This window comes from Aeromonas sp. TS_SC_11 (assembly GCF_057318915.1).
In genome coordinates, this window is the sequence record NZ_CM170470.1 from 4,212,517 (window position 1) to 4,238,112 (window position 25,596).

Annotated in this window: 26 protein-coding genes; 17 read left to right on the forward strand and 9 right to left on the reverse strand. The window is 57.7% G+C overall.

The genetic code is table 11. From position 1 onward, the window contains the following. Positions 1 to 153: 153 nt before the first annotated feature. Together rpiA and serA are read left to right on the forward strand one after the other, a co-directional pair. Positions 154 to 807: a ribose-5-phosphate isomerase RpiA gene (rpiA, locus tag AC1P02_RS19430; RefSeq protein WP_005314623.1), complete on the forward strand. Its 654-nt coding sequence runs from the start codon at positions 154 to 156 to the stop codon at positions 805 to 807. Between the two features lie 228 nt (positions 808 to 1,035). Next, a complete protein-coding gene (gene serA / locus AC1P02_RS19435) occupies positions 1,036 to 2,268 on the forward strand; it encodes a phosphoglycerate dehydrogenase (protein ID WP_005314621.1) in 1,233 nt (410 codons plus the stop codon). A gap of 238 nt (positions 2,269 to 2,506) precedes the next feature. Here serA and AC1P02_RS19440 read toward each other — a convergent pair whose 3' ends face one another. Continuing rightward, the gene (locus AC1P02_RS19440) at positions 2,507 to 2,887 is read right to left on the reverse strand and encodes a diacylglycerol kinase (RefSeq protein WP_042866210.1); all 381 of its coding nucleotides are present in this window, start codon (positions 2,885 to 2,887) and stop codon (positions 2,507 to 2,509) included. 154 nt (positions 2,888 to 3,041) lie between these two features. Between AC1P02_RS19440 and AC1P02_RS19445 the strand changes: the two genes are divergently transcribed. Next, positions 3,042 to 4,106, forward strand: coding sequence for a 3-deoxy-7-phosphoheptulonate synthase (locus AC1P02_RS19445; RefSeq protein ID WP_059169336.1), 1,065 nt, complete (start codon positions 3,042 to 3,044; stop codon positions 4,104 to 4,106). Between the two features lie 7 nt (positions 4,107 to 4,113). Beyond that, positions 4,114 to 4,572, forward strand: coding sequence for an aminoglycoside 6'-N-acetyltransferase (aac(6'), locus tag AC1P02_RS19450; RefSeq protein WP_485182972.1), 459 nt, complete (start codon positions 4,114 to 4,116; stop codon positions 4,570 to 4,572). A 22-nt stretch (positions 4,573 to 4,594) separates the two neighbouring features. On the opposite strand, the gene AC1P02_RS19455 is transcribed toward aac(6'), so the two are convergent. From AC1P02_RS19455 to AC1P02_RS19465, 3 genes are all read right to left on the reverse strand, one after another. Beyond that, the gene (locus tag AC1P02_RS19455) at positions 4,595 to 5,404 is read right to left on the reverse strand and encodes an ATP-binding cassette domain-containing protein (RefSeq protein ID WP_485185492.1); all 810 of its coding nucleotides are present in this window, start codon (positions 5,402 to 5,404) and stop codon (positions 4,595 to 4,597) included. 59 nt (positions 5,405 to 5,463) lie between these two features. Further along, positions 5,464 to 6,471, reverse strand: a complete 1,008-nt coding sequence (gene btuC, locus AC1P02_RS19460) for a vitamin B12 ABC transporter permease BtuC (protein ID WP_485182974.1) — start codon at positions 6,469 to 6,471, stop codon at positions 5,464 to 5,466. A 103-nt stretch (positions 6,472 to 6,574) separates the two neighbouring features. Further along, entirely contained in the window at positions 6,575 to 7,306 is a 732-nt protein-coding gene (locus tag AC1P02_RS19465) for a substrate-binding periplasmic protein (protein ID WP_485182976.1), read from the reverse strand. A gap of 111 nt (positions 7,307 to 7,417) precedes the next feature. Between AC1P02_RS19465 and AC1P02_RS19470 the strand changes: the two genes are divergently transcribed. The 4 genes from AC1P02_RS19470 (at position 7,418) to AC1P02_RS19485 (ending at position 11,146) form a co-directional block, all read left to right on the forward strand. Further along, on the forward strand, positions 7,418 to 7,774 hold the full coding sequence (locus tag AC1P02_RS19470; RefSeq protein ID WP_005314602.1) for a DMT family protein: 357 nt from the start codon (positions 7,418 to 7,420) through the stop codon (positions 7,772 to 7,774). Between the two features lie 59 nt (positions 7,775 to 7,833). Continuing rightward, positions 7,834 to 8,973, forward strand: a complete 1,140-nt coding sequence (gene tapW, locus AC1P02_RS19475; protein ID WP_011898593.1) for a type IVa pilus ATPase TapW — start codon at positions 7,834 to 7,836, stop codon at positions 8,971 to 8,973. A gap of 275 nt (positions 8,974 to 9,248) precedes the next feature. Next, on the forward strand, positions 9,249 to 10,520 hold the full coding sequence (glgC, locus tag AC1P02_RS19480) for a glucose-1-phosphate adenylyltransferase (RefSeq protein ID WP_290122385.1): 1,272 nt from the start codon (positions 9,249 to 9,251) through the stop codon (positions 10,518 to 10,520). A 146-nt stretch (positions 10,521 to 10,666) separates the two neighbouring features. Next, a complete protein-coding gene (locus tag AC1P02_RS19485) occupies positions 10,667 to 11,146 on the forward strand; it encodes a WbuC family cupin fold metalloprotein (RefSeq protein WP_219598755.1) in 480 nt (159 codons plus the stop codon). A 96-nt stretch (positions 11,147 to 11,242) separates the two neighbouring features. Here AC1P02_RS19485 and AC1P02_RS19490 read toward each other — a convergent pair whose 3' ends face one another. From AC1P02_RS19490 to AC1P02_RS19500, 3 genes are read right to left on the reverse strand one after another with little or no spacing between them, the layout of a single operon-like run. After that, complete coding sequence (locus tag AC1P02_RS19490; protein WP_021140137.1) at positions 11,243 to 11,485, reverse strand: FeoC-like transcriptional regulator; 243 nt, start codon at positions 11,483 to 11,485, stop codon at positions 11,243 to 11,245. Further along, positions 11,482 to 13,752 (reverse strand): Fe(2+) transporter permease subunit FeoB, encoded by a 2,271-nt coding sequence (gene feoB / locus AC1P02_RS19495; RefSeq protein ID WP_485182981.1) that lies wholly within the window; start codon positions 13,750 to 13,752, stop codon positions 11,482 to 11,484. The genes AC1P02_RS19490 and feoB overlap by 4 nt, the downstream gene beginning before the upstream one ends. After that, the gene (locus AC1P02_RS19500; protein ID WP_005314583.1) at positions 13,749 to 13,976 is read right to left on the reverse strand and encodes a FeoA family protein; all 228 of its coding nucleotides are present in this window, start codon (positions 13,974 to 13,976) and stop codon (positions 13,749 to 13,751) included. Before AC1P02_RS19500 ends, feoB begins: the two co-directional genes overlap by 4 nt. 119 nt (positions 13,977 to 14,095) lie before the next feature. Here AC1P02_RS19500 and AC1P02_RS19505 point away from each other — a divergent pair, with 119 nt between their 5' ends. The 7 genes from AC1P02_RS19505 (at position 14,096) to AC1P02_RS19535 (ending at position 19,644) form a co-directional block, all read left to right on the forward strand. Then, positions 14,096 to 14,425, forward strand: a complete 330-nt coding sequence (locus tag AC1P02_RS19505; RefSeq protein ID WP_005314581.1) for a translation initiation factor — start codon at positions 14,096 to 14,098, stop codon at positions 14,423 to 14,425. Positions 14,426 to 14,669: 244 nt separating this feature from the next. Continuing rightward, positions 14,670 to 15,227 carry a TMEM165/GDT1 family protein gene (locus AC1P02_RS19510; RefSeq protein WP_005314579.1) on the forward strand — a complete coding sequence of 186 codons (558 nt, stop codon included), beginning with the start codon at positions 14,670 to 14,672 and terminating at the stop codon, positions 15,225 to 15,227. A 252-nt stretch (positions 15,228 to 15,479) separates the two neighbouring features. Beyond that, entirely contained in the window at positions 15,480 to 16,418 is a 939-nt protein-coding gene (locus AC1P02_RS19515) for a DUF2157 domain-containing protein (RefSeq protein WP_290043168.1), read from the forward strand. Between the two features lie 36 nt (positions 16,419 to 16,454). Then, the gene (locus AC1P02_RS19520) at positions 16,455 to 17,462 is read left to right on the forward strand and encodes a DUF4401 domain-containing protein (protein ID WP_485182984.1); all 1,008 of its coding nucleotides are present in this window, start codon (positions 16,455 to 16,457) and stop codon (positions 17,460 to 17,462) included. Further along, positions 17,459 to 17,962: a GDYXXLXY domain-containing protein gene (locus AC1P02_RS19525; protein WP_059169326.1), complete on the forward strand. Its 504-nt coding sequence runs from the start codon at positions 17,459 to 17,461 to the stop codon at positions 17,960 to 17,962. Before AC1P02_RS19520 ends, AC1P02_RS19525 begins: the two co-directional genes overlap by 4 nt. Before the next feature lie 73 nt (positions 17,963 to 18,035). After that, a complete protein-coding gene (locus tag AC1P02_RS19530; RefSeq protein ID WP_485182986.1) occupies positions 18,036 to 18,782 on the forward strand; it encodes a substrate-binding periplasmic protein in 747 nt (248 codons plus the stop codon). Positions 18,783 to 18,897: 115 nt separating this feature from the next. Next, positions 18,898 to 19,644, forward strand: coding sequence for a substrate-binding periplasmic protein (locus AC1P02_RS19535; protein ID WP_059113214.1), 747 nt, complete (start codon positions 18,898 to 18,900; stop codon positions 19,642 to 19,644). A gap of 132 nt (positions 19,645 to 19,776) precedes the next feature. Here AC1P02_RS19535 and AC1P02_RS19540 read toward each other — a convergent pair whose 3' ends face one another. Further along, positions 19,777 to 20,790, reverse strand: coding sequence for a GGDEF domain-containing protein (locus AC1P02_RS19540; protein ID WP_290077614.1), 1,014 nt, complete (start codon positions 20,788 to 20,790; stop codon positions 19,777 to 19,779). Positions 20,791 to 21,517: 727 nt separating this feature from the next. Beyond that, on the reverse strand, positions 21,518 to 21,862 hold the full coding sequence (locus AC1P02_RS19545) for a hypothetical protein (RefSeq protein ID WP_234577589.1): 345 nt from the start codon (positions 21,860 to 21,862) through the stop codon (positions 21,518 to 21,520). A 681-nt stretch (positions 21,863 to 22,543) separates the two neighbouring features. Here AC1P02_RS19545 and AC1P02_RS19550 point away from each other — a divergent pair. Together AC1P02_RS19550 and AC1P02_RS19555 are read left to right on the forward strand one after the other, a co-directional pair. Next, the gene (locus AC1P02_RS19550) at positions 22,544 to 23,200 is read left to right on the forward strand and encodes a hypothetical protein (RefSeq protein WP_485182989.1); all 657 of its coding nucleotides are present in this window, start codon (positions 22,544 to 22,546) and stop codon (positions 23,198 to 23,200) included. 389 nt (positions 23,201 to 23,589) lie between these two features. Continuing rightward, positions 23,590 to 25,518 carry an ATP-dependent nuclease gene (locus AC1P02_RS19555; protein ID WP_485182991.1) on the forward strand — a complete coding sequence of 643 codons (1,929 nt, stop codon included), beginning with the start codon at positions 23,590 to 23,592 and terminating at the stop codon, positions 25,516 to 25,518. Positions 25,519 to 25,596 lie beyond the last annotated feature (78 nt).

Below are 25,596 nucleotides of genomic sequence, written 5' to 3' on the forward strand. Positions count from 1 at the left end.
CCGTGTCCGCCACGCCAGATGCCATCCAGGGGGCTCAATAAACAGGCAAACGATTTACATCTTGGGGATTTTTGGACCGGAACGTGACCTCTGTAGTCGCTCTGGGGGGGATGCTTGGATATAATGCGCCCGCTTTTTCCCAGAGGATCGATCATGACTCAAGATGAAATGAAGAAGGCGGCTGGTTGGGCTGCGCTCAAATACGTGGTGCCCGGTACCATAGTCGGGGTAGGCACAGGCTCTACCGTCAACCACTTTATCGATGCGCTGGCGACCATGAAGGACCAGATCAACGGGGCTGTATCCAGCTCAATCGCCTCCACCGAGCGCCTCAAAGAGTTTGGCATCAATGTCTATGACCTCAATGACATCGATGCCCTCTCCGTCTACGTGGATGGCGCCGACGAGATCAATGCCAGTCGCGACATGATCAAGGGCGGTGGCGCGGCCCTGACCCGCGAGAAGATAGTGGCGGCCGTGGCTGACAAGTTCATCTGCATCATCGACAACACCAAAACCGTGGACGTGCTGGGCCAGTTCCCGCTGCCGGTGGAAGTGATCCCCATGGCCCGCGAATACGTGGCCCGCGAGATCCGCAAGCTGGGTGGCAACCCCGAGTGGCGCGAAGGTGTGGTCACCGACAACGGTAACATCATACTGGACGTCAAGGGCATGGCCATCAAGGATGCCAAGGCGCTGGAAGTACAGCTCAATGGCATAGTGGGCGTGGTCACCAACGGTCTGTTTGCCCACCGTGGCGCGGACGTGGTACTGATCGGCACACCTGACGGGGTCATCACCCAATAAGGCTTTCTCGACAACATCATTGCTCTGCGAATCGATGACGGCGCCTGGTGGCGCCGTTTTCATTTATCACTCAATGAGTTGCAAACTGTGGTTTACAACTATCGTTGAAAACTTCAAAGAATTTGACTTTCGTCACAAATATTCCCTCTCACAATCGTTTTTGCTACTTTACGGTTTTCTTCACACACCATATCTGCACTCATTCTTTGCATACATAGAGGGATCGTCATGACTGCCAAGTTTTCGCTGGACAAGGATAAGATCAAGGTGCTGCTGCTGGAGGGAGTGCATCTCAACACGGTAGAGACCTTTCGTGCCGCAGGTTATACCAGCGTGGAGTACCTCAAGACCTCCCTGTCGGAAGAGGATCTGATCGAGCGCATTCGTGATGTGCATTTCGTGGGCCTGCGCTCGCGCACCCAGCTCACCGAAAAGGTGCTGGATGCCGCAAGCAAGCTGGTCGCCATCGGCTGCTTCTGCATCGGGACCAACCAGGTTGACCTCGACGCCGCCCACCTGCGTGGCATCCCCGTCTTCAACGCCCCCTTCTCCAATACCCGTTCCGTTGCAGAGCTGGTGCTGGGCGAGATACTGCTGCTGCTGCGCGGCATCCCGGAGAAAAACGCCAAGTGCCATCGCGGCGTATGGGAAAAACTGGCCAATCGCTCGGTGGAAGCCCGTGGCAAGAAGCTCGGCATCATAGGCTACGGCCATATCGGTACCCAGCTTGGCATCATAGCCGAGAGCATCGGCATGAAGGTCTACTACTACGACATCGAGAACAAGCTCTCCCTGGGCAACGCAATCCAGGTGCCGAGCATGGTCGAACTGCTCAACATGTCCGATGTCATCAGCCTGCACGTGCCGGAGACCGCCTCCACCAAGAACATGATCGGCGCCGAGCAGCTGCGCATGATGAAACCGGGCGCCATCTTCATCAACGCCGCCCGCGGTACCGTGGTGGATATTGATGCCCTGGCCGACGTCATCAAGAGCGGTCATGTCTCCGGTGCCGCCATCGACGTCTTCCCGGTTGAGCCCAAGTCCAACGACGAAGAGTTCCTGAGCCCGCTGCGCGGGTTGGACAACGTGATCCTCACCCCCCATATCGGTGGCACCACTCAGGAAGCCCAGGAGAACATTGGTCTGGAAGTAGCCAACAAGCTGGTCAAGTATTCTGACAACGGCTCCACCCTCTCCGCCGTCAACTTCCCGGAAGTCTCGCTGCCGGGCCACAAGGGCTCCAGCCGCCTGCTGCACATTCACCGCAACCAGCCGGGCGTCATGAACAAGATCAACCAGATCTTCGCCGAAGAGGGGATCAACATCGCCGGTCAGTACCTGCAGACCAGCAGCCATATCGGTTATGTGGTGATCGACGTGGAGACAGAGCACAGCGAGAAGGCGCTCGCCAAGCTCAAGGAGATCAACGGCACCATACGTGCGCGGATCCTGCATTGAGCCGTCGGGCTATGCCGCCAAGCAACTAACCCAACCGACAAAACGCAGTAAACAAGAAACCCGCCGAATGGCGGGTTTCTTTATGACCGGGTACTGTGTGGTTCACCAGAGAGCGTCGGTTCGATTGGCACAGCGTGATCGGACGCCCCTGTCTCTTAATCACGAGAAAGGTTGCTGTCGCAATCTACCACCAGCCGAGCTGGGTTATGCCCCGCCGGGCTTTCTTGGTACCGAAAAGCTACCACCAGCCGAGCAGGTTGCGTCCCACCAGAGCGCCCCACACCAGGGCATTGAGCGCCAGGGCGATAAAGACGGCGGCGGAGCCAAGATCCTTGGCGCGGCCCGACAACTCGTGATGCTCCGAGCCCACCCTGTCTACCACTGCCTCGATGGCAGAGTTGAGCACCTCGACGATCACCACCAGCCAGCTGATGCTCACCAGCAGCAGGATCTGGTTGAGGGAATCCCCGAGCCAGAAGGCCAACGGCATCAGCAGCAGGATCAACATCAGCTCCTGCCTAAAGGCCGCCTCGTTGATCCAGGCCGATTTGAGTCCCTTCATGCTGTAACCGGTTGCGTTGATGATGCGGGTAACCCCGGTTGCTCCTGGCTTTGCCACGCTATCTACCTCATTTGGCGTCGTTTTGGGGTTCACATCCTATCAGAGCCCCTCGAGGTTTCCATCAGGGGCATTTTGCTTTATTTTATCCCCTTGCATTTTCGGCACGCGGTCAACGCTACAGCCCACGCCACCCACTCGAGAATTGAGTCGTATGTCCATTCACACCGATGAATTGCGCACCCGTCGCCTGGAGTCCCTGATCACTCCAAGCGAGCTCGCGCACGCCTTCCCGTTAAATGACACCGTTGCCCAGAACCTGCTGGATGCCCGCCGCGAAGTGGAAGCCATTCTGGCCGGTGAGGATCAGCGCCTGCTGGTCATCGTCGGCCCCTGCTCCATCCATGATCCGGCCGCCGCCCACGAGTATGCCCGTCGCCTCAATGCCCTGCGCGAGCAGTACAAAGAGAGCCTCTGCATCGTAATGCGCACCTACTTCGAGAAGCCGCGCACTATCGTCGGCTGGAAGGGGCTGATCAATGATCCGCGCCTCGATGGCAGCTTCGATGTCAACGAAGGGCTGAAACTGGCCCGCAAGCTGCTGGTCGACATCAACGAGATCGGCATGCCCACCGCCACCGAGTTTCTCGATATGGTGACCGGTCAGTACATCAGCGACCTCATCACCTGGGGTGCCATAGGCGCACGTACCACCGAATCCCAGGTACACCGCGAGATGGCCTCCGCCCTCTCCTGTCCGGTCGGCTTCAAGAACGGCACCGACGGCAACACCCGCATCGCCATCGATGCGGTGCGCGCAGCCCGCCACAGCCACATCTTCTATTCCCCGGACAAGGACGGCAAGATGACCATCTACCGCACCGCCGGCAACCCCTATGGCCACGTGATCCTTCGTGGCGGCCACAGACCCAACTACGATACCGCCAGCATCGACGAGGCGTGCGAAGCCTTGGCCGACGTGGGCCTGCCGGAGCGCCTGGTGGTGGATTTCAGCCACGGCAACAGCATGAAGGATCACCGCCGTCAGCTGCTGGTGGCCCAGGACATCTGCGATCAGCTGCGCCGCGGCCGTACCGGCATCGCCGGCATCATGGCCGAGAGCTTCCTGGTGGAAGGTCGTCAGGATGTGGAGAACGGCTGCGCTGCCACCTTCGGCCAGAGCATCACGGATGCCTGCCTGTCGTGGAGCGACACAGAGACGCTGCTGGCCATGCTGGCCGAGGCTGCGCAGGTGCGCCTTGCCAAGCGGCAGGGCTGAGCCCGGCATGACAGAGACTGGCTGGCGGATAGTGCCCCTCGATGAGGCCCGGCTGGCGCAGTGGGCGACCCTGCGCCAGCAACTGTGGCCGCACCACGGGATCGCTGCCCATCTGCGGGAGGGGGGCGAGTTACTGACCAATGCCGGCCTGAACGCCTTTCTGGCGCTGGATGAACAGAGCCAGGCGGTGGGCTTTGCCGATGCCGCCCTGCGCCACGATTACGTGAATGGCTGCGAAAGCAGCCCGGTGGTCTATCTGGAAGGAGTCTATGTCCAACCAGCGTCGCGCCGGCGAGGGCTGGCGCGCGCCCTGATCGCCCAAGTGGCGCAGTGGGGCCGCAAGCTGGGTTGCCGCGAGCTTGCCTCCGATGCCGCCATCGACAATCTTGCCTCACAGCGCATGCACGAGCGACTCGGCTTTGCCGAAACGGAGCGAGTCGTCTTCTTCAAAAAGGCCCTCGGCTGACGCCAAGGGCCTTTCTTGTTTCTCACAGGCTCGGCATAAACCAGACCCGACCGGCCGCCTCAATGCGGTCAGTCTTGATCTGGAACACCCGCTCCAGCAAGGCTTCGTCGATGACATCGACGCCCCCCTCGCTCACCACGCGCCCCTGTTGCAGACAGAGGATCCGATCCGCCCAGTCGATGGCCAGATTGATGTCGTGGATGGCGAGCACCACCAGCAGCCCCTGCCGTGCCAACGATTTCAGCAGCCGCAACAGCGCCAGCTGATGGTGCAGATCCAGCCCCGCCAGCGGTTCGTCCAGCAGCAAGACTCGCCCCGCCGGATTGAGGCCGGGCCACACCTGCAGCAAGGTACGGGCAATCAGCACCCGCTGTTGCTCCCCGCCGGAGAGACGACTGAAGTCCCGCGCCAATAGTGAGCTCAGCTCAAGTGCATCGCACAGGGCGTCGACGGCATCGCTCTGGGCCTGCTTCACATCGCCCGGTTGCCTGGCCTGCACCCGCTCATCCAGCCCTATGGCCAACACCTGAAACACAGGAATATGAAACAGCTGGGGCTGGCGCTGGGGCAGCATGGCGCGGCGCTGGGCCAGCTCCGGCCAGCTCAGCTCGTGGATCGCCACCCCGCCAAGCCGCACTGTGCCCGCGGAGGGCAAAATACCAGCCAGGGCGCCAAGCAGGGTGGATTTGCCGCTGCCGTTGGGTCCGAGCAGGGCCACCAGCTGACCACCCTGCCAATCGAGATCCAGCGCAGCCAGTCGCTCCGGGATGGCAAGGGCCCGCGCCTCGATCAGGGAGGCTGACTCAAGCAAAGAGGGATCAGCGGGCAGCATGGGCATCTTGCCTCAACAGCGGGTAGACAACTTGAGCATGTCGGCATTCGGGCCGGTATTTATGCGGTAGCATTGGCATCTTGCCTCAGCAGCAGATAGATGAAGAGCGGGGCGCCGACCGAGGCGGTGATGACACCGATGGGCAGCTCACCGGCGCTTAATGCAGAGCGTGCAACCAGATCGGCCCCCAGCAGCAGGGCGCCGCCCCCCAGCGCCGAGGCGGGCAACAGGAAGCGTTGATCGCTGCCACCACACAGACGCAGCAGATGGGGCACCACCAGCCCGACAAAGCCGATGACACCGCATAGCGACACGGCAATGCCGGTGAGCAGACAGACCGCCAGCACCAGTCGCACCCGCATCCTGTCCACGTCCAGCCCCATCAGACGGGCCTGGGTCTCCCCCAGCAGCAGTTGCTGCAAGGCCCTGCCCTGCCAGCAAAGCCAGCCGAGGGTCAGCGGCAGCACCAGCCACCACCAGGCCAGTTGCTGGCTGCCATAGGAGAGGCTGCCCATCATCCAGAACATGTATTCGCGCAGAGAGCCGTCATCGGCAAAGTACATCAACCAGGTCATGGCCGCATTGGTGAGGATGCCGATGGCGACCCCGAACAGCAGCAGACGGGTATGGCCGAGTCTGGCCCGACGCGCCAGCCGAATGAGCAGCATGGTCACCGCCAGGGCGCCACCAAACGCTGCCAGCGACAAGCCCCAGCCCGGCAGATAGATACCGAGGAACTTGGCCACGGCCATCGCCACCATGGCGGCGAGGCCAGCGCCGCTCGACACGCCAAGCAGGCCGGGTTCGGCCACCGGGTTATGCAGCATCACCTGCAGCACGGCGCCGCCGCAGGCGAGCGCCGCCCCCGCCAGCAGGGCCAGCAAGGCACGGGGCAACCGCAACTCAAGCAGGATGCGTTGTTCAAGATCGCCCATGGGCTGCCAGGGCAGCAGCATGAATTCGCCCCAGATAAGGGAGAAGAAAAAGAGCAGCAGGGTCAGCAGCGTCAGGCAAAACAACCAGCCCCGCTGCCAGCGTCGCTGGCGGGCGAGCAAAGAGAAATACACAGAAGCTCCCCGAACGTGTACAAGGCCCGGCGCCGATGCTGTATTGACCAGCCCGGCGCACAAGGATGAAAAGCGCATGATAACAGTGCGTTACCACCCAAGGTCAAGGCTGGTAAGGTTTGGCAAGGGCACCTATCTCGCCGCTCGCCACCATCTCCTGCAACGCCAGCGCCAGCGGCTGCCGCAGGGCGTGGTGAGGGGAGCGCTTGCTCATGGCCAGATAGAGCATGACCGGCTTGGGTGGCAGATAGGCCGCCTTGATGAGCCCGGCCTCATTGTGCTGGCTCAGGGCATAATCCACCTGGCAATCCGTGCCTATCATCAGCGATAAATGGCCCCGCTGCACCATGCGCAGCAGTTGATCCTCGGTGGGTACGCCGTGCTTGTCGAGCCGGTTGTCCGAATCAAACGGCTCGAAGTAGGCGGAGTTGAGCACATGACCGACCTTTCGCCCCTGCAGGTCGGCATAGGTGTTAAGGGATGACACCACTGCCGGTTTGCCATAAAAGGCAGAACTGCACTGGTAGTAGGCGGGTTGCAGATAATCGATGAACTGTGCCCTGTCCGGCGTCATCGCCACCCCTATCATGAGATCAACCTGACCGGTCTGCATCTGCTTGAGGGCCCGTCCCCAGGGGACCCGCTTCACCTCGAACTGTATGCCGCTACGGCTCTGCAGCCGCTGCAGAATATCCATGTCCAACCCGCGAAACTGACCATCCGGTTGCAAGACTCGAAACGGTGGCCAGACATCGGTGGCCACCGTCAGGGTTGGTGCACCCTGTGCCTGGCAGGCCAGCAGCAGGCCAAACACTCCCCAGCCTCTCTTCCCCATCCCCTGATCCCTGTATCACCCACCCTTGATGGGTTAAAAATACCCTGCCGTGCCACTTATGGAAACCCGGGGTTCAGGGATAAAATGCGCCGGACTTTCAAGGAGAATCCAATGAACCCGATTTTCGCCAGTATCGGTCTGCTCTTGTGCAGCAACGTCTTCATGACTTTCGCCTGGTATGCCCACCTCAAGAGCATGAACCACAAACCCTGGATCATCGCCGCTCTGGTGAGCTGGGGCATAGCCCTGTTCGAATACCTGTTGCAAGTGCCCGCCAACCGTATCGGCCATACAGTGATGAGTGTTGGCCAGCTCAAGATACTGCAAGAGGTGATCACCCTTACCGTGTTTGTCCCCTTCTCGGTCTTCTATCTGAAAGAGGATCTGAAGTGGGATTACCTCTGGGCCGGCCTTTGCATCATGGGCGCGGTGTTTTTTGTGTTTCGCGAGAAACTCACCGGTGCCTGAGGCTGTACACTCAATAACATCCCAAGTAACGGCATCTCCTTGATAGACGAGGCAAAACCATGGAATTGCGAGACATGCTACAGATCCTGGCCAAGCAGGACGGCTCAGACCTCTATCTGTCGACCGGCGCCCCTCCCTGCGCAAAGTTCAACGGTGGGCTGCGCCCCCTGTCCGAGACGTCGCTCGAACCGGGAGAAGTGGCCAAGATAGCCGCCGACATCATGGATGGCGAGCAGAAGCAGCAGTTCGAGCGGGAGCTGGAGATGAACCTCGCCATCTCCCTGCCCCAGATAGGCCGTTTTCGGATCAACATCTTCAAGCAGCGCAACGAAGTCTCCCTGGTGGCCCGCAACATCAAGACAGAGATCCCCCGCTTTGAAGATCTCAAACTGCCCCCCGTGCTGCTCGACACCATAATGGAGAAACGGGGCCTGGTGCTGTTTGTGGGCGGAACAGGCTCGGGCAAATCCACGTCGCTGGCGGCCCTCATCGACCATCGCAACCGCAACAGCGGCGGCCACATCATCACCATCGAGGATCCGGTGGAGTTCGTCCATCGTCACCGCAAGAGCATCATCAACCAGCGGGAGGTAGGGGTAGATACCCGCAGCTTCCACGCCGCGCTCAAGAACACCCTGCGCCAGGCACCGGATGTGATCCTCATCGGTGAAATTCGCGATCGCGAGACCATGGAGCATGCCCTTGCCTTCTCCGAAACCGGGCATCTGGCCATCTCCACCCTGCACGCCAACAACGCCAACCAGGCGCTGGATCGCATCATCAACTTCTTTCCGGAAGAGCGCCGGCCGCAACTGCTCAACGATCTTGGCAACAACCTCAAGGCCTTTGTCTCCCAGCGACTGGTGAAAACCACAGACGGTGGCCGCCGGGCGGCGGTGGAGATCATGCTGGGCACCCACACCATCCGCGACATGATCAAACGCGGCGAATTTGGCAGCCTGAAAGAGGTAATGGAGAAATCCAGAGCGCTCGGCATGGTCACCTTCGACAGCGCCCTGTTCGATCTGGTGGTGGAAGGGGTGATAGAGGAGGAAGAAGCGGTGAAAAACGCCGACTCGGCCAACAACCTGCGCCTTAAGATCAAACTGTGGAAAGAGAAAGGCCAGATCGCCAACAGTGCGGATGCCACCGGCTGGAGTCTGGAGCCCACCAAGGACGAAAGCAACGATCCCTTCTAGTCCGCACCCTGTTCCCTCCCCCCTTGAACCGTCATCCGCCATGGCAGATGACGGTTCAAAAAAAACGCCAGTCAGCCATCCTTGTCTTAGCCCCTGCGTCTTCTCGCCATGTTGCTATCTGGTTAACACCCGTCCCCCGGCCATGGCGTTTGCTCACATAAATGACAAAAAAATCAATGTGAGCCCCCTGCTTGCAAAAAATGTCGTTGAAAGCCCTTTCATACAGGCCTCAAAGGAGGCAGTATCAAGAGATTCTATCAACAAAGGGGTATTCAATGTTGTTACAACCTGCCAATACAGCAAAATCCAGACAATTGCTGAACGAGACCATGGCCTTGGTTCTCGCAGGAGGGCGGGGCAGTCGCCTCAAGCAGTTGACGGACAACAGGGCGAAACCGGCAGTTCATTTTGGCGGTAAATTCCGCATCATCGACTTCGTACTCTCCAATTGCATCAACTCGGGGATCCGCCGGGTCGGCGTGGTCACCCAATACAAATCCCACAGCCTGCTGCGCCATCTGCAATCGGGCTGGTCATTCCTGCGCTACCAGATGAACGAATTCATCGACCTGCTGCCTGCCCAACAAAGGGTGGACGAGGTCAACTGGTATCGCGGCACCGCCGATGCCGTGTATCAGAATATGGATATCATTCGCGATCACGCCCCCAAATACGTGGTGGTGCTGGCGGGGGATCACATCTACAAGATGGATTACGCCGCCATGCTGCTCGATCACGTCAACATGGGGGCCAAGGTCACAGTGGCCTGCATAGAGGTGCCGCGCATAGAGGCAAGCGCCTTTGGGGTGATGGCGGTGGATGGGGATCGCAAGATCAACGCCTTCGTCGAGAAACCGGCCAATCCGCCCGCCATGCCAGGCAAGGCCGACATGGCGCTGGCCTCAATGGGGGTCTACATCTTCGAAGCCGAGTATCTCTACCAGTTGCTGGAAGAGGATCTGGCCAACCAGGATTCCCACCACGATTTCGGCATGGACGTGATCCCGCGGGTGGTCAAGGAGGGATCCGCCTACGCCCATCCGTTCAGCATGTCCTGCGTCGGCTGCTGCCCGCAAAAACGCCCCTACTGGCGTGATGTAGGGACTGTGGATTCGTTCTGGGAAGCGAACATGGATCTCGCCTCCGTCACTCCCGAGCTCGATATCTATGATCAGGAGTGGCCCATCTGGACCAGCCAGACCATGACCCCCCCCGCCAAGTTCGTGCAGGACAGAAACGGCCAGCACGGCATGACCATCAACTCCATGTTCTCCGGTGGCACCATCGTCAGCGGCTCCTTCATCGTGAGTTCGGTGTTGTTCACCAATGTGCGCGTGCACTCCTTCTGCACCCTGGATCAGGCGGTGATCTTCCCCGGGGTCGAGATAGGTGCCGGTTGTCGCCTGCGCCGTGTGGTGGTCGACAAGGGCTGCATACTGCCCGAAGGGCTGGTGGTGGGGGAAAACGCCTGTGAAGATGCCCGCCGCTTCCACCGCTCCGAGCAGGGCATAGTGCTGGTCACCAAAGAGATGCTGGCCAAGCTGTAAGCGAGTTGGTACACAGCAGCCACTGAACAAGGGAGCCCGACCGGCTCCCTTGTTTACATTTGCTTACGGCTCGTCCCTTGCCTGTCAGCCCCTCGGGCATGCTACTCTGCCGACGCTCCTGCCTTTGCCTTATGATGGAACTGCACATGAAAAAACTGGACGTCGCACGCCTTGCCAGTCTCGCCACCGAGGCCGCCCACTCCCCGCGCCAGCGCATGAATCACAATCTGCACGACCAGCTGGCCGACCCCATCCAGCGGCTGGCCATTGCCATGGAGCCAGATACCTACATTCGCCCCCATCGCCATCTGCAAACCTGGGAGCTGCTCACCGCCCTGTGCGGGCGCTTCGTGGTGCTCAACTTTGACGATGAAGGCACTGTGGTTGCTCGTGGCGTACTGGGGGAAGAGACCTCGGTACTGGAGACCCCGGTCGCCACCTGGCATGCGGTCCTGTCACTCGATCCCGGCGCCGTCATCTTCGAGGTGAAGCACGGCCCCTACGCCCCTTTCCGGGAGGAAGACTTTGCCCCCTGGTCACCGGCGGTGGATGACATCGAGGGCCAGCAGGCCCTGATGGCCTGGTATCGCCACGCCGAGGTGGGCCAACGCTGGCCCGGGCGTTAACGCCCAGGCCATAGGCGGCCAGCAACAGAAACAACAAGACCCGCCGATGGCGGGTCTTGTTTATTGCATGATGGAGTGAGGGATCCGACAAGCGCGCTAGCGCTTTTGTACCAAACCAATCTGGCCGGGTTCACACCACTCGAACATCACCTCCTGGCTCTTGCCGCAGCAGCTGCCACCGCATACCTGAGTCTCCCGCTTGGCCACACGGCCCTTGCGCATCCAGACGCCAAGCATGGCCTCCACCGCATCTTCCGAGGTATGGAAGTGGCGCGCCAGATCCCGCCGACTCACCTTGCGCTGCACGGCGAGATAATCCCCCAGCTCTCGCAGTATCATAAGGCCACCACCTTGCGGGCGACTATGTCACCGTGACGGCGGCCCAGCCACCAGAGCAGCAGCAGGGAGAGGCCATAGCTGCCAATCCAGAACAGGCTCTGCTCGGGGTGAGCGGCAAAGGTGGCCGCCTGATAGAAGACGGTGGCACACAGGAAGGCGGTGTAGTTGCACCAGGCGGCGGTCAGCAGCGCCCACTGGCGACCGGTTTCCCGTACCAGCGCGCCCATGGCGGCGGCGCACGGCATGTAGAGCAGCACAAACAACAGGTAGGCAAAGGCACCGGCCGCGCCGTCGAAGTGAGTCTGCATGTTGCCGTAGGTCGACACGTCCACTTCCTGAGCTTCGGCAGCGGCTTGTCTGTCATCGAGCTCACCGACGGAGATCCCCATGGGATCGCTCGGGTTGATCTCCGCCAGATTGGCGGCAACGGCGGCGATGGCCTCGTGGAAGCTGGCAACGAGGGAGTATTCACTCTCCTCCTCATCACCGGCACTGCCGGCATAGAGGCTGTTGAGAGTACCGACCACCGCCTCTTTGGCGAAGATACCGGTCACTATGCCGACCGTGGCCTGCCAGTTGTCATCGCGCACACCTATGGGGTGCAGCACAGGGGTGACCGCCTGACTGACCTTGCTCAGCACCGAGCTCTCCTGATCCTGGTGACCAAAGCTGCCATCTGTCCCCAGCGAGTTGAGAACGCTCAGCACGGCAACCACCAGCACTATGGTTTTACCGGCACCGAACACGAAGGACTTGAGTTTCTGCCAGGTCTTGATCCCCACGTTGATGGGGCGCGGCCACTCGTAATCGGGCATCTCCATCAGCATGGAATCACTCTTGCCCGGCAGCAATGTGTTGCGCAGCAAGAGGCCGGTGAGCACGGCCACCAGAATGCCGACGAGATAGAGACCGAACACCAGGTTCTGACCCGATTCGGGGAAGAAGGCCACCGCGAACAGGGCATAGACCGGCAGTCGGGCACCGCATGACATGAAAGGCGCCATGGCCGAGGTCATCAGCCGCTCGCGCTCCGAGTTCAGGGTACGGGTCGCCATCACGGAGGGAACCGTACAGCCAAAGCCCATCAGCATGGGCACGAACGCCTTGCCCGGCAAGCCGAGGCGGCGCATCAGGGCATCCACCACGAAGGCCGCCCGCGCCAGATAGCCTGAGCTCTCCAGCACAGCCAGGAACAGGTAGAGACAGCCGATCACCGGAATAAAGGTAGCGACCGTCTGCAAACCGACCCCGAAGCCGCCCGCCAGTATGGCGCCAACCCACTCGGGGGCATTGACCAGCCCCAGCAGGTGATGCACCCCGTCCACAAACAGGGCGCCGCCCATGATGTCGAAGAAGTCGATGAAGGCGCTGCCCACATTGATGGCAAACAGGAACATCAGGTACATCATCAGCAGGAAGAAGGGGATGCCCACCCAGCGATTGAGCAGCACCCGATCCAGCCATTCGCTCTGGGCAACGGTGAGTTTGCCCTTTTGCTGGCACGCCTGGCTGGTCCACTGATGAATGTGGCCATAGCGGATATCCGCCAGTTGCAGATCTATGTCCTGAGCATGGTGCGCACGGGCAACCACATTGGTAGCGGCGGCCTGTTGCCCTGCCTGCAGGGTTTCCTGCATCGCCTCATCCTCTTCCAGCAGGCGCAAGGCGCGGCCACGGGCGGTGAGGTGATGGGGAGCGAGCAGTGTCTCCAGCTCCGCCAGATCTTTCTCAAGAGTGCTGCCGTAATCGAGCACCAGCGCCGGCTGGGGCTTGCCGATAAACTGCTGGATCTGGTGCTTGAAGGCGGCGACCTGCTGGCGATTGTGGGCCGACAGGGGCACCACAGGGCAACCGAGCGCCTTGGCGAGCAGGGCTTCATCTATGGTCACCCGTCGCTTTTGCAGGATATCCATCTTGTTGAGCACCACCACCATGGGCAGCCCCAGCTCGCGCAGTTGCAGCGTGAGGTAGAGGGAGCGTTCCAGGTTGGCGGCATCGATGACGTTGAGCAGCAGGTCCGGCTGCTGACCCTGCACGAAGCGGCTGGCGATCTGCTCGTCCAGGCTCCCTTCCTGATTGGCCAGGCTATAGATGCCGGGCAGGTCCATCAGCTTGTAGTCATGTCCCTGGGCAGAAAACTCGCCCATCTTCTTGTCGACGGTCACGCCACTCCAGTTGCCCACCTGCTGGCGGGCACCGGTCAGGGCATTGAACAGTGAGGTCTTGCCGCTATTGGGATTGCCGACGGTCACGAGGGAGTAGTTCATACCAGTTCAACCTCGATTTGCAGGGCAAGGCTTTTTTGCATGGAGAGACAGATCCCCTGGCACTGGATCTGGAGCGGGTCACCCAGCGGGGCCGCGCGCAGGAAGAGAACTTCGGTCTGTGGCAGCAGGCCCATCACCATCAGTTTGCGCCGCAATGTACGTTCAAGATGGTTCATGTGCTTGATGCGAGCACTCTGTCCCGGTGACAACTGCGCGAGTACCATGACTGACTCCTGAAGTTAAACAATAATAATTCGCTTTTACTCGGGGCATTATAATCCGTGTTTCCCGCGCTGATTTGAGTAAAATCAAACTCCGCTTAGCTAACTCACAAATAACTGCCATGAGTCACGACAACAACAGCCACCTGGTTTACAGCACGGATGGCGGCATGATCAAGGAACAAACCCAGCCCCAATCCGCCTCCCCTTTTCCGCAGGATGGTACTGTGCGCATCCGGCGCGAGACCAAAGGGCGCAAGGGCGCCGGCGTCATCACCATCCACGGTGTACCGGCGGAACAGCAGAAAACCATCGCCACCCTGCTCAAGAAGAAATGCGGCACCGGCGGCGGTTTGAAAGAGGGGATCATCGAGATCCAGGGGGATAAACGGGACCTGATCAAGACCGAGCTGGAGAAGGCCGGTTTCAGCGTCAAGCTGGTCGGTGGTTGAGTCGCTTGTCTCGCGGATGGTTTTTCCCTAGAATGCCCGCTCCCATCGAGGGGGAGTAGTCTCGCAGTCCGACCCCAAACCGGTTTGCGACCCTGATCAACATGCTTGGTGCCAACTCACCATGGTCAGGGTGATCCATCTAATACGTGGATTTGACAAGACCTTTGACGGGCCAGTGCCAATACCGGGGACGGATGGCGCAGGCTTGTCTCAGGTATAACAATTCCGTCCCCCGGTCATTTTTATGGAAGCCTTGTTAACCTCAACCCTGAGCGTGGCTATCGCCGAGATCGGCGACAAGACCCAGCTGCTGGCGTTGCTGCTCATCTGCCGTTTTCGCAAGCCCTGGCCCATCATAGCCGGCATGCTGGCGGCAACCCTGCTCAACCACGCCGGAGCCGCCTGGCTTGGCGAGTTCATCAGCCGCTGGCTGGACCCCAAAGTGATGACCTATCTGGTCGCAGGCTCCTTCATTGCGATGGCGGCCTGGATCCTGGTACCTGACAAGCTGGATGATGAAGAGAGCCCGCTCGACAAGTACGGCCCCTTCATGGCCACCTTCGTGCTGTTCTTCATCGCCGAGATCGGTGACAAGACCCAGATAGCCACTGTGCTGCTGGCGGCCAAGTATGACTCGCTGACGCAAGTCATCGCCGGTACCACCCTCGGCATGATGCTGGCCAACGTGCCTGTGGTACTGCTCGGCAAGCTGGGCGCCGACAAGCTGCCGCTCAAGGGGATCCGCATCGCCTGCGCCATCCTGTTTGCAGGGCTGGGGGTGAGTACTCTCATCTTCGCCTGACAAACCGCCGGCATGACCACAAGGCGGCGAGGCAAGCGTGAGCACTTGCCTACCCCGCTCCCATGCCGGCCTCGATGTCGTGCCATCACAAGCCAGCCCCGCCTCTATTCAACCAGGCGGGGCTTTTTGTTACCTGACATTTGTTACCTGCCATCATACGGATACGCAGCCTGCTGTCGCCCACGCACAGACAGGGAGTGTCCCGCAGTGCCAAGACAGTGGCATAATGCGGCAAACCTCATGGAGCATCCCATGCACTTCACCTCAAGACAGACGCTGCTCGACTGGGTCAGACGCGGACGCCTCGCCCAGACGCACCTGCCCGCCGCCCTCGCCCTGTGCGACTTGCCCCCTGCCAGTGCCCGCTGGCAATGGTTGTTTGATCGCCTGCTGCTCTGGCTCGGCAGTCTCTGCCTCGGCGCCGGTCTGGTGTTCTTCGTCGCCTTCAACTGGCAGGAGCTGGGCCGCGTCTCTCGCCTCGCCTTGCTGGAGCTGCCCCTGCTCGCCATGCTGGTGCTGCTGTGGCGAAAACCCATGACAGACACACCCCGCCAGGCACTGCTGCTGGCCATGGCGCTCAATATTGGCGCCCTGCTGGCCCTGGTGGGTCAGACCTACCAGACGGGTGCCGATCCCTGGCAGTTGTTCGCCACCTGGGCCCTGATGCTGCTGCCGCTGGCGGCGCTCGGCCAGAGCCCCCTGCTGTGGACCACGAGCTGGCTGCTCGGTCAGCTGGCACTGATGCTCTACTGGCGACTCGGCCTGTTCAGCTTCTTTTTTGGCTTCGATGAAGAGGGGCTGGGCTGGTGTCTGACCCTGCTCAATGCCGCCTTGTGGGGCGCCCTCTTGCTGGCCCCCACCCGCCTCAAGCTGATGCCCGCCTGGCTACCCGGGCTCGCCGCGGGATTGGGGGTCACACTGCTGACCCTGCTGGCGCTGTTTGATGCCGCCTCCCCCTGGGTGTGGCCCGCCTGGCTGGGCTGGCTCGCCGCCGCCTACGCCCTCTGGCACCACAAATTTATCGCCGGGCTCGCCATGGGGTGCCTGAGCCTCATCGCCGTTATCCTGACAGCCCTTGGCAAGTGGATGGATCCCGACGTGGACGGCTTCCTGCTGCTGAGCCTGATCGCCATCGGCCTCTCGGTCGCCGCCAGCCGCTGGCTGCAACAACAACGGAGGTCCCATGTATAAGCAAGGTATCTGGCAAGCCCGCCAAAAGGAGGCAACATGGCTGATCTGACCCCCTGGCAACGGCTGCAACAGGCTGATCTGGTGGAAGGGGAAGCCCCCCGTGATACCCAACCTCACTGGTCCAGCCGCTTTCTGCTCGGCATGGTGGGCTGGGTTGCCGCTCTCTTCCTGCTGTTTTTCCTGTTCATGTCCTTTTCACAGCTCACCCAGGATGCCAACAGCGCCCTCATGATGGGCGCCGTGCTGATGGCCATCGCCTTTGGCCTCAACCGCATCGCCCAGCGCAGCGATCTGTGGGATCAGTTCGTGCTGGCGCTGGCGCTGGCCGCCGATGCCTGGCTGCTCTATGGCCTCATCGATCAGATTGATCTCCACTCGGCGCAACTCTGGTTGGGGCTCGCCGCCCTCTCTCTCTTTATTGCCGCCCTGTTCGAGCACTGGCTGATCCGGCTGTTTCACAGCTTCGCCGCCGCCATACTGCTTACCCTGGGCCTTGCCTGCCTTGGCCTGCAACTGCTGGCCCTGCCGCTGGTCATGATGACGCTTGCCTTCTGCTGGCTGCAGGCAGAACGTCAACCGGCCCACCATCAGTTGTATGAATCCCTGACCCTGGGGTTGGCACTCTCCCTGCTGGTGCTGGGGCGCTTGCACCATCCGCTGTGGAGCGAGGGGGCCAGCATGCTCGACGAGCTTGGCCTCTCTCGCCTGCCGCTCTGGCTCAATCCCCTGCTCTGCGCGGCGCTGCTGCTCGGAGTCATGATCCGGCTCAAGCTGCCACTGCTATACGGGCTGCCACTGGTGCTGATCAGCGCTTTCATCCCCGGCATGGGGGCGGGCGCCCTGGTGCTGGTACTCGGTTTCCATGCTGGCAGCATGGGGCTGATGACGCTGGCGGGCCTGCTGCTGCTCGGCTTTGGCTCCCTCTATTACTACGATCTGGGGCTGACCCTGATGACCAAATCCTGGCTGCTGCTGGGCTCGGGCGCCCTGCTGCTCGGTGCCCGCCAGTTACTGCATGTGATCAACGCCAGGAGGCCGTCATGAGACAGCTTGCCCTCTTTCTGACCGGCCTAGCCATTCTGGCAGGCATCAACTTCACCGTCTGGCGTTACGAAGCCGCCATGACCAGCGGCGAGGTAGTCCTGCTCAGGCTGGCGCCGGTGGATCCCCGCTCCCTGATGCAGGGGGATTACATGCGCCTCAACTACGACATCGCCCGCCAGCTGGGTGCCAGCCGTTACAGCGAGCGCACCAATGACAGCGATACCCTGGTGATCCGGCTCGATGAGCATCAGGTGGCCAACTGGGCCGCCGATGGCAAGCCGGAGCAACTGGCATCGAATGAGCGTCTGCTGCAAGTGCGCCAGAGCGACAACCAGTGGCTGATCGGGCCCGATGCCTTCTTCTTTGAAGAGGGCACGGGTGAACAGTTTGAAGTGGCTCGCTATGGGGAGTTTCGCCTGCAGGGGGATGGCAAGGCGTTGCTGGTCGGGCTGAGGGACGAGCAGTTCAAACCCGTTGGCAACCCCAGAGCCCGCTGGTAACTGCTGGCAATATCAGGCTTTTTTGCCCACACTTGCGCAAAAGGATTGCAGAAATCACGCCAAGGACGTACCCATGAGGATAAGGTTGTGCTGTTGTCTGCTGCTGATGTCGTGCCTTGGCACGGCTCATGCTGGCTTGACCAAACTGGAGTACCTGACCGAGGAGTATCCTCCCTACAATTTCAGCAATGAGGCAGGCCAGCCCACCGGACTGGCGGTCGACTTGTTGCAACTCATCTGGCAGCGCAGCGGCACCCCCGCCCAAGCCGTTCGCATCCTGCCCTGGGCGCGGGGCTACTATCTGCTGACCCAGAAACCCAATGTGGTGCTCTTCTCCACCGCCCGCACCGAGACCCGCTCTCACCTGTTCAAATGGGCCTGCCCCATCGGCTATTCCGAATACATACTGCTTGCCCATAAAAGCAAACCTATACAGCTCGGTGCCGTCGAGCAGATGAACGACTACCGGATCAGCGCAGTGCGAGCCGATGCCGCCGAGCAGTTGCTGCTCAACCGGGGCATGGATGAAACCCGCATCATACCGGCCAACCGGCTGAGCCAGGCCTTGCGGATGCTGGTGTCGGGCCGCGCCGATCTGCTGGCGACCAGCAAGCTGGCGGGTTATGACGCCATCAAGGCACTGCAGCTCAATGCCGACGACTTCACTGTGGCCTTCGTGCTGGATGCCGAAGAGCTCTGCTACGCCTTCAGCCGCCAGGTGGATGACGACTTGGTCAAACAGTTCCAGCGCGCCATGACCCAGGCACTGGCATCGCCGGAATATCAGACGCTGCGGCAAAGATACCTGCCAGCCCCTTGAGTCTGTGCAAAAGGGAGCCCGCTTGACCCCTTGATTTAACACCCGGTTTTATTGGCGAATTATCGCTATGTGGTAACACTTGAGGATGACAGAGCACCTCATCAGGATGGCCAGCATGAAAAAATGGATTGGATTTGCCGCGCTGCTGTTTGCAGCCATCACCCAGGCCAGCCAGGAACTTGGCAAGCTGCACTACCTCAGCGAAGAGTACAAACCCTATAACTACACAGACAGCGCCGGCACCCCGACCGGCCTCGCCGTCGAGCTGCTGCATCAGGTGTGGAAAAAGACCAATACGCCGCCGCAAACCATCACCATCATGCCCTGGGCTCGCGGCTATTACCTGCTGACCCAAAAACCCAATGTGGTGCTGTTCGCCACCGCCCGTACCGAGGCGCGAGATCCGCTGTTCAAATGGGCATGCCCCATCGGATATGCCGAAATCGTGCTGATAGGGCTGGCTAAGAACCCGCTCACCCTCACCAAGCTTGAAGATGCCCAGCAGCACACCATAGGGGCGGTACGCGCCGATGTGGGGGAGCAACTGCTGCTCAACAACGGCTTTGACGAGCAAAAGATCATGGCCGCCAACCGCCTGCCCCAGGCGCTCAAGATGCTCACCTCCGGCAGGGTCGACTTGATCTCCACCAACAAGACCACACTGATGGATCTCATTGCCTCCCAGCAGCTGGATCCCGCCCAGTTCAAGGTATTCTGGATGTTGAGCTCGGAGCAGTTCTGCTTCGCCTTCAGCCACCCGGTCAGCGATGAACTGGTCAAGGAGTTTCAAAATGGCCTGACCCAGGTACTGGCCAGCAGCGAATTTCAGCAGATCCAGCACAAATACTTCCCCGTGCGCTGACCGCACCATGCAGCCAAGCGTGCCAGCCGCCAACGGGCGACTCCCCCTCCCCTTGTTGCCCCTGCTCAGCCAGCGACCATTGTTGCGGCTTGCTGCTCGTCCGACAGGTTCGGCAGGCTTGATACAGACGCCTCAGGATTGGGCGCGGCGCTGACGCTTGACCGCATACATGCAGGCATCGGCCTGGCGCAGCGCATCGTCAATGCTGATGCTGGCTGGATCGACAGCCACCACTCCCACGCTGGCACCGGGATAGTTCAGCACCTGGGACGCCAAGGGCAATTGAACTTGGCTCTGCTCGAACAGGCGGCGCTGAAAACAGTGCACGGCAGCCTCGACCGTCTCCTCACCGCTCAGTGGCCCCATGCCCACGGCAACGAATTCGTCACCGCCAACCCGCGCCAGCAGATCGCCGCTGCGCAGGGCTCCCGCCAGCTGCTGCGCCATGGTTTGCAGCAGCAGGTCGCCTGCGTCATGACCGTGGGTGTCGTTGATCGCCTTGAAGCCGTCGAGATCGATAAAAGAGATCAGCAGGGGATGGCCGGTACGTTTCAACAGCGAAAACAGGCGGTGAAGCTCCAGCATCAACGCCCGACGATTGGGCAGGCCGGTCAGGGGATCGCTCAATGCCTGGCGCGACAGCTCGTTGTTGGCCTGTTGCAGCTGTTGCAGCAACTGCTCCCGCTCCACATGCTCGGCAATCAGACGGGCGAAAAAGGCGATCAGATGCTCAGAACCTGTCACCAGGGGTTTATGCTCGGCGCTGGCGCCGCACAGGGTGCCATAGAGTGAACCGGAAGAGGTCCGCACCGGACTGCTCATATAGGTGCGGATCCCCATCGCCCTGGCCGCTGCCGAATCACCCCAGCGGTCGGCGACGTCGGCGGCATACAGTCGCCCTTCATCGAGCGCCCGTCGACACAGGGTATCGCTCCAGTCAACGCTTCCCCCTTCCGGGATCTGCAAGGCGGCACTATTACGGGCATACAGGATATGTTGTGCGCTCTGTTCGAGGTCGATTTGCGTCAGATAGGTCGACTCCAGTCCAGTGACCGTCTCGAGCATTTCAAGGAGAGGGCGGGTCAGGCTCTCCAGATCCCGCGCCGCTGTCACTTGCACTGACAGAGCCTGCAATATTGTGTCCATGCACACCTCTTAGCTTGCATGTCTTGTCCTGAAACGATAGCCAACCCCACTGCCCCTCCACAAGCAAGCAGAGGGTCAATCAGGCAAAATACCGCCATTTTTACCCCGGCAGTCGATGGACGGCACTCAGGCGAGTCACGCCTCTGGCGGCGGCGCCGATCCGGCTGCTGCCGCAGCGGCCCAAGGGACTCCCGGCTCGCAACCCCAGACTTTCTCACCGGGCACGGTGCTCGGTCTTTCCCCTTTATTGCCCACCTGCCCCGGCCAATCCCCTGCCGGGAGGGACCTGCCAGGCCCGGCGACCCCGATTGGCAGCCACCTCGCGGCCATAACTTTGAACTGGCGCAAAAAACCATGCAATTCTGACAGTTGCATCATCAATTCCATGGATTGGGCCGAGATGGCTCCGTAATATGGTGGACGGTGCCTGTTGGCCCCCTTGTTCCCTCTGATGGTCAACAGCGCATTGTGGTAGCGACAGCCAGGGGCGGTAGCAATTATTGCGCAGTCCAGCCGGACTCCCGCGCCTGCGGCAATACGCGGGGACGCTCTCTTCGACGGGGTGTTATCTCAACGAACAGACGGGGTGTTATCTCAGCGAACAAGAGAGGAATTCAACGCCGGCGTCTGGCCAGTATGCGTGTCGCACGCCCATCACCTGACCACAGGTTGACCGGATGCAGCCGCCGCCAGGCCCAAGGCCCGACACGACTCGGTACAATCCGAATTATTTGACCCGCATAAGGCGATGACGGGTATCACCCAGCTCGAACTGGATCACCTGGGAGCGCTGCATGGCCTCGACCCGCTGCAGCATATCGGCGTTGTAATGCTTGCGCCGCATCCACTGCATGGGCTCTTCGAAGCTGCCTTCATTGACGATAAAGGTATCCGTGTAGGTATCGTTCACTATGCTGACCACCCAGATGCGCTGCTGAAACTCCGAGAGTTCGGCAAAGAGCGCGGCCCCGCGGGTCGCGAGCCAGCGCCCTGCCTGGGCGATCCTGTTTTTACTGCTGACGAGCCGGTTTGCCATAACTGATAAGGGTTGGATAAGAGGAAAGTTCGGCATCCTAGCATCCAGTGGGATAAGGCACCAAGCAACGGGAGTGCGCCTCTCCCACCACGGGATGAGGCGCAGGGTGCAATAAGCCTGTAGGGTCGATTAGCGGAGCGTAATCGTCCGCAGCAACAATCCCCTCTCCCCTTGCGGGAGAAAGGTAGGGTGCCAATAAGCGTGTAGGGTCGATTAGCGAAGCGTAATCGTCCGCGGCAACAATCCCCTCTCCCCTTGCGGGAGAGGGTTAGGGTGAGGGGTCACTCGCCTGATTGGCACGGCTTCGCCGCGCAGGGCGCGAGGGCGTGGCCCTCGACGGGGTTTCGCCGCCGCTGCGCGGCTTGGCGAGTGACTTTGGAAAGACCCAAAGTCACCAAAAGTCTTATCCCCCACTTGTTCGCCCTCCTGCGTCGGGTTCCCTCGGTTCACCCGTTTGTCCTACGGCACGCGCCGATGGGCCATCCCTGGCCCAGCGGCGCTCGCTCGGCGTCCTGCCTCGCGGCCTGGACAAACGGGTTCACCTCAGCGAACAACAGGGGGAAACACCCAACCCGCAGCCCCGAGGTCAATATTAGATATAGGGTGCATGCAGATCAGAGTTCAAGGTGTAATTCACTTCGTTCATTACACCCTACGATATACACCGTTTTCTATCGAATCACTTCTTGTCAGACAATAAGCATTTTCGGGATTTATATGAGCAATGAACTAATTAAAAATCTGAAGTCATTTAACCGTAAAGAGCGGTTTTACTTGGTTGGCCAAATGCTGGGAAACCCTGAGTTTCTCATGGATAACAAACAGCTTGATGAGATATCAAAGCTAATTGGCTTCACAATTCCCAGAAAATACTTTGCTGCGATGGATTACCACCTTGACTGGATTTATGCCAGCTTGTACCTCACTCAAAACAACTGCACGGACTGCGTTAAGCGAAATTTTATAGAAACAGACGGTATTAAAGTCGACTATCAAATATCAGGCACTCAAGAGGATGTCGACTTTCTTCTTGCCTTTGTTGACCATGAAAACACAACCCATATTGTGATGATTGAAGCTAAAGGCGACAGCTACTTTAGCAATGGTCAGCTAGACAGTAAAAATAAACGATTCAAGGCTGTTTTTGGTAACGAAAATACATGGCCAAATGTAAGGCCTCACTTCATAATTTGCAGTCCTAAAAAGCCACAAAAGATAAACATAGAAGAACCCGCCTACTTTATGTTCAAAGACTTTAAATTGCCCTGGCTTGAACTCGATATGGGGAATGGAAAAAACAAAGTTACTCGATGTGATGAAGATGCAAAACCATCTAACGATGGTGAACATTGGAAGGTTGAACGTCGCTCTTAGAAATATCTGTTCAACTCAAATCATTCATTATCCCTGTTCTAGCTGGGGCAATGATCGGGAGGGTTGTTATCTCAGAACCAACTCCTCGCCCGCCCAATGGCAAGATCAGGTTGTCGCACCTATGTAACAAGCACAATCGACACGGTTGCATAGGTGACAAAATGAATATGAGTACAGCAGTAAGCGGCACACATCCCTATCGGGAAACAGCTTTATAGAGAAGGTCCGATAGTGAGTATTTCACCGTAATAACACCTTATTTCTCGAACGTCCGATTACGCTTCGCTAATCGAACCTACGGCCCTACGGCCCTTAATTAAAACACCTAAGTGGACGAGCAATATTTCCCATCACTTTAAGAATTAGCGCACAATATTAAAAGAAGAGATATGATGATCGCATCAATAATAATCAGAAATTATAAGAACTTTAAAAACATAAACTATGTAAGCCTTAGCAATGGAAATAAATTCTCAGCTCTAATCGGAGAAAATGGGGTAGGTAAGAGTAGTTTACTATCGGCCATTGATGACTTTTTGAATAAAAATGATCTTGACGACATTGATATAAATCATGAAACAAGAAATAAGGGGTATGCAGGCAGGGAACCATATATAACGCTTTTATTCATAATAAAAAAGTCTGAGTTATCTAGAGAATCCCAACTGAAAAAATGCTTCGGTGTGATTAGTGATATAACGACTCAAATAGAAAGTGAAGACTTCAATTCATCTCAAATTAAATTCGCCACTCAGTTTTGTGAACATCGAGAGATTCTATTTAACAATCTAGACAAAGATGAACATTATTTAATTCCTCTAGGCTTAATCAAAAGGGAACCTAAGAAATCTTCTGAGTTATTCCTAGGGATATTTGAGAGCATACCAGATTACGAGCAAAGAATAAAAGATGAAACTGGCTACGAAAGTAAAAATGAAGCATTGAAGTTCGTATATGAAAAGATAAAAAACCTTTATGACTATCTCTACATTCCATCAGATATAGAAATCAGCGAGTACTCAAGATTAGAAAGCAATACATTACAGTTTTTACTAGGCCAACAACTCGAAAATACCATTAAAGAAATTGTAGATGATGTATTCATAAGAAAAATAAATGAAGATTTAAATACATACCTACGAACATTATCAGCACAGCTAAGCAAATATGAATTCAAAAAGCCAAGCAAGAGACAAAGTCAATTTAATCGTAGTCATCTTAGTCAGAAAATAATTGAAACCTACTTTTCAGATAAAACACTTAGTTATTGTGAAGATGGTATAAACTTGGTACCTGTGTCACATTTAAGTTCTGGTGAAAAAAGAAAGGCATTAATCGATGTAATAAAATCCTTCTTGAATTTAAACATTAGCGCACTTTTCAAAACAACTATTATAGCCATAGATGAACCAGAAATATCACTTCACGCATCATCTTGTTTTGAGCAATTCGAAAAACTTGAGGAAATAGCCCAGCAGGGTATTCAAACACTAATCACTACACACTGGTATGGATTTATGCCTGTTGTATCTAAAGGATCTGCCACATATATATCATCATCAAATGAAACAGCCCTATTAGACCTCCGTAGATTTAGGGAGGATATTAAGGCCATCAAAACTAAGACACAGGGAAGAATGCCCGACACAATAGAAGTAAAGGGCATTCATGATCTAGTGCAGTCCATTCTATTATCCATCACAAACGGTAACACCTACAAATGGATAATATGCGAAGGTTCATCTGACAAAATATATCTTGATGCATATCTCGAAGGATTAGGGGTGAGAGTTTTAGCTGTAGGTGGAGCTCCGCAGGTTAAAAAAATATTTGAATATCTAAATTTAGCGATTGATGCAGAATCAAATAGCGTGAAAGGCTCAGTTCTATTTCTTGTTGATACCGATGAAAGAACATCCAATGAAAGAATAAGTTCATCAAAATCCAAAAAAATCAACATAAAGCGCTTTATAAATATTAACGGCGACACCTCTCTGATTGATATAAATTCAGATATAACGAGCCCACCAACAGAAATTGAAGATGCTCTTGAACCACTTGCATTCATTGAAACACTTAAAGCAATTGCAACAATAGATGACCCAATCTACCAAGAAATACAAGATCTTTATGATAATATCGATCAAGATAAGCCATCTGGTTTAGCTTTCAACTATAGACAAACACAACAAGATGCAATGCGCTCATTCTTTTCTACCCAAGGCAGAAAAGTTGAATTTGCAAAAAAATATATTCAACATGAACTTTCAATCCAAGATGTATCTTGGTTGAAAAATGTAACTGAACTATTAGGTTAGAAATCGCCCGCGCCATAATAAATAGTTAGGAGAAATAAAATAAGCGCTGTCAAACGACTAAAGTTTGTACAACTCTAG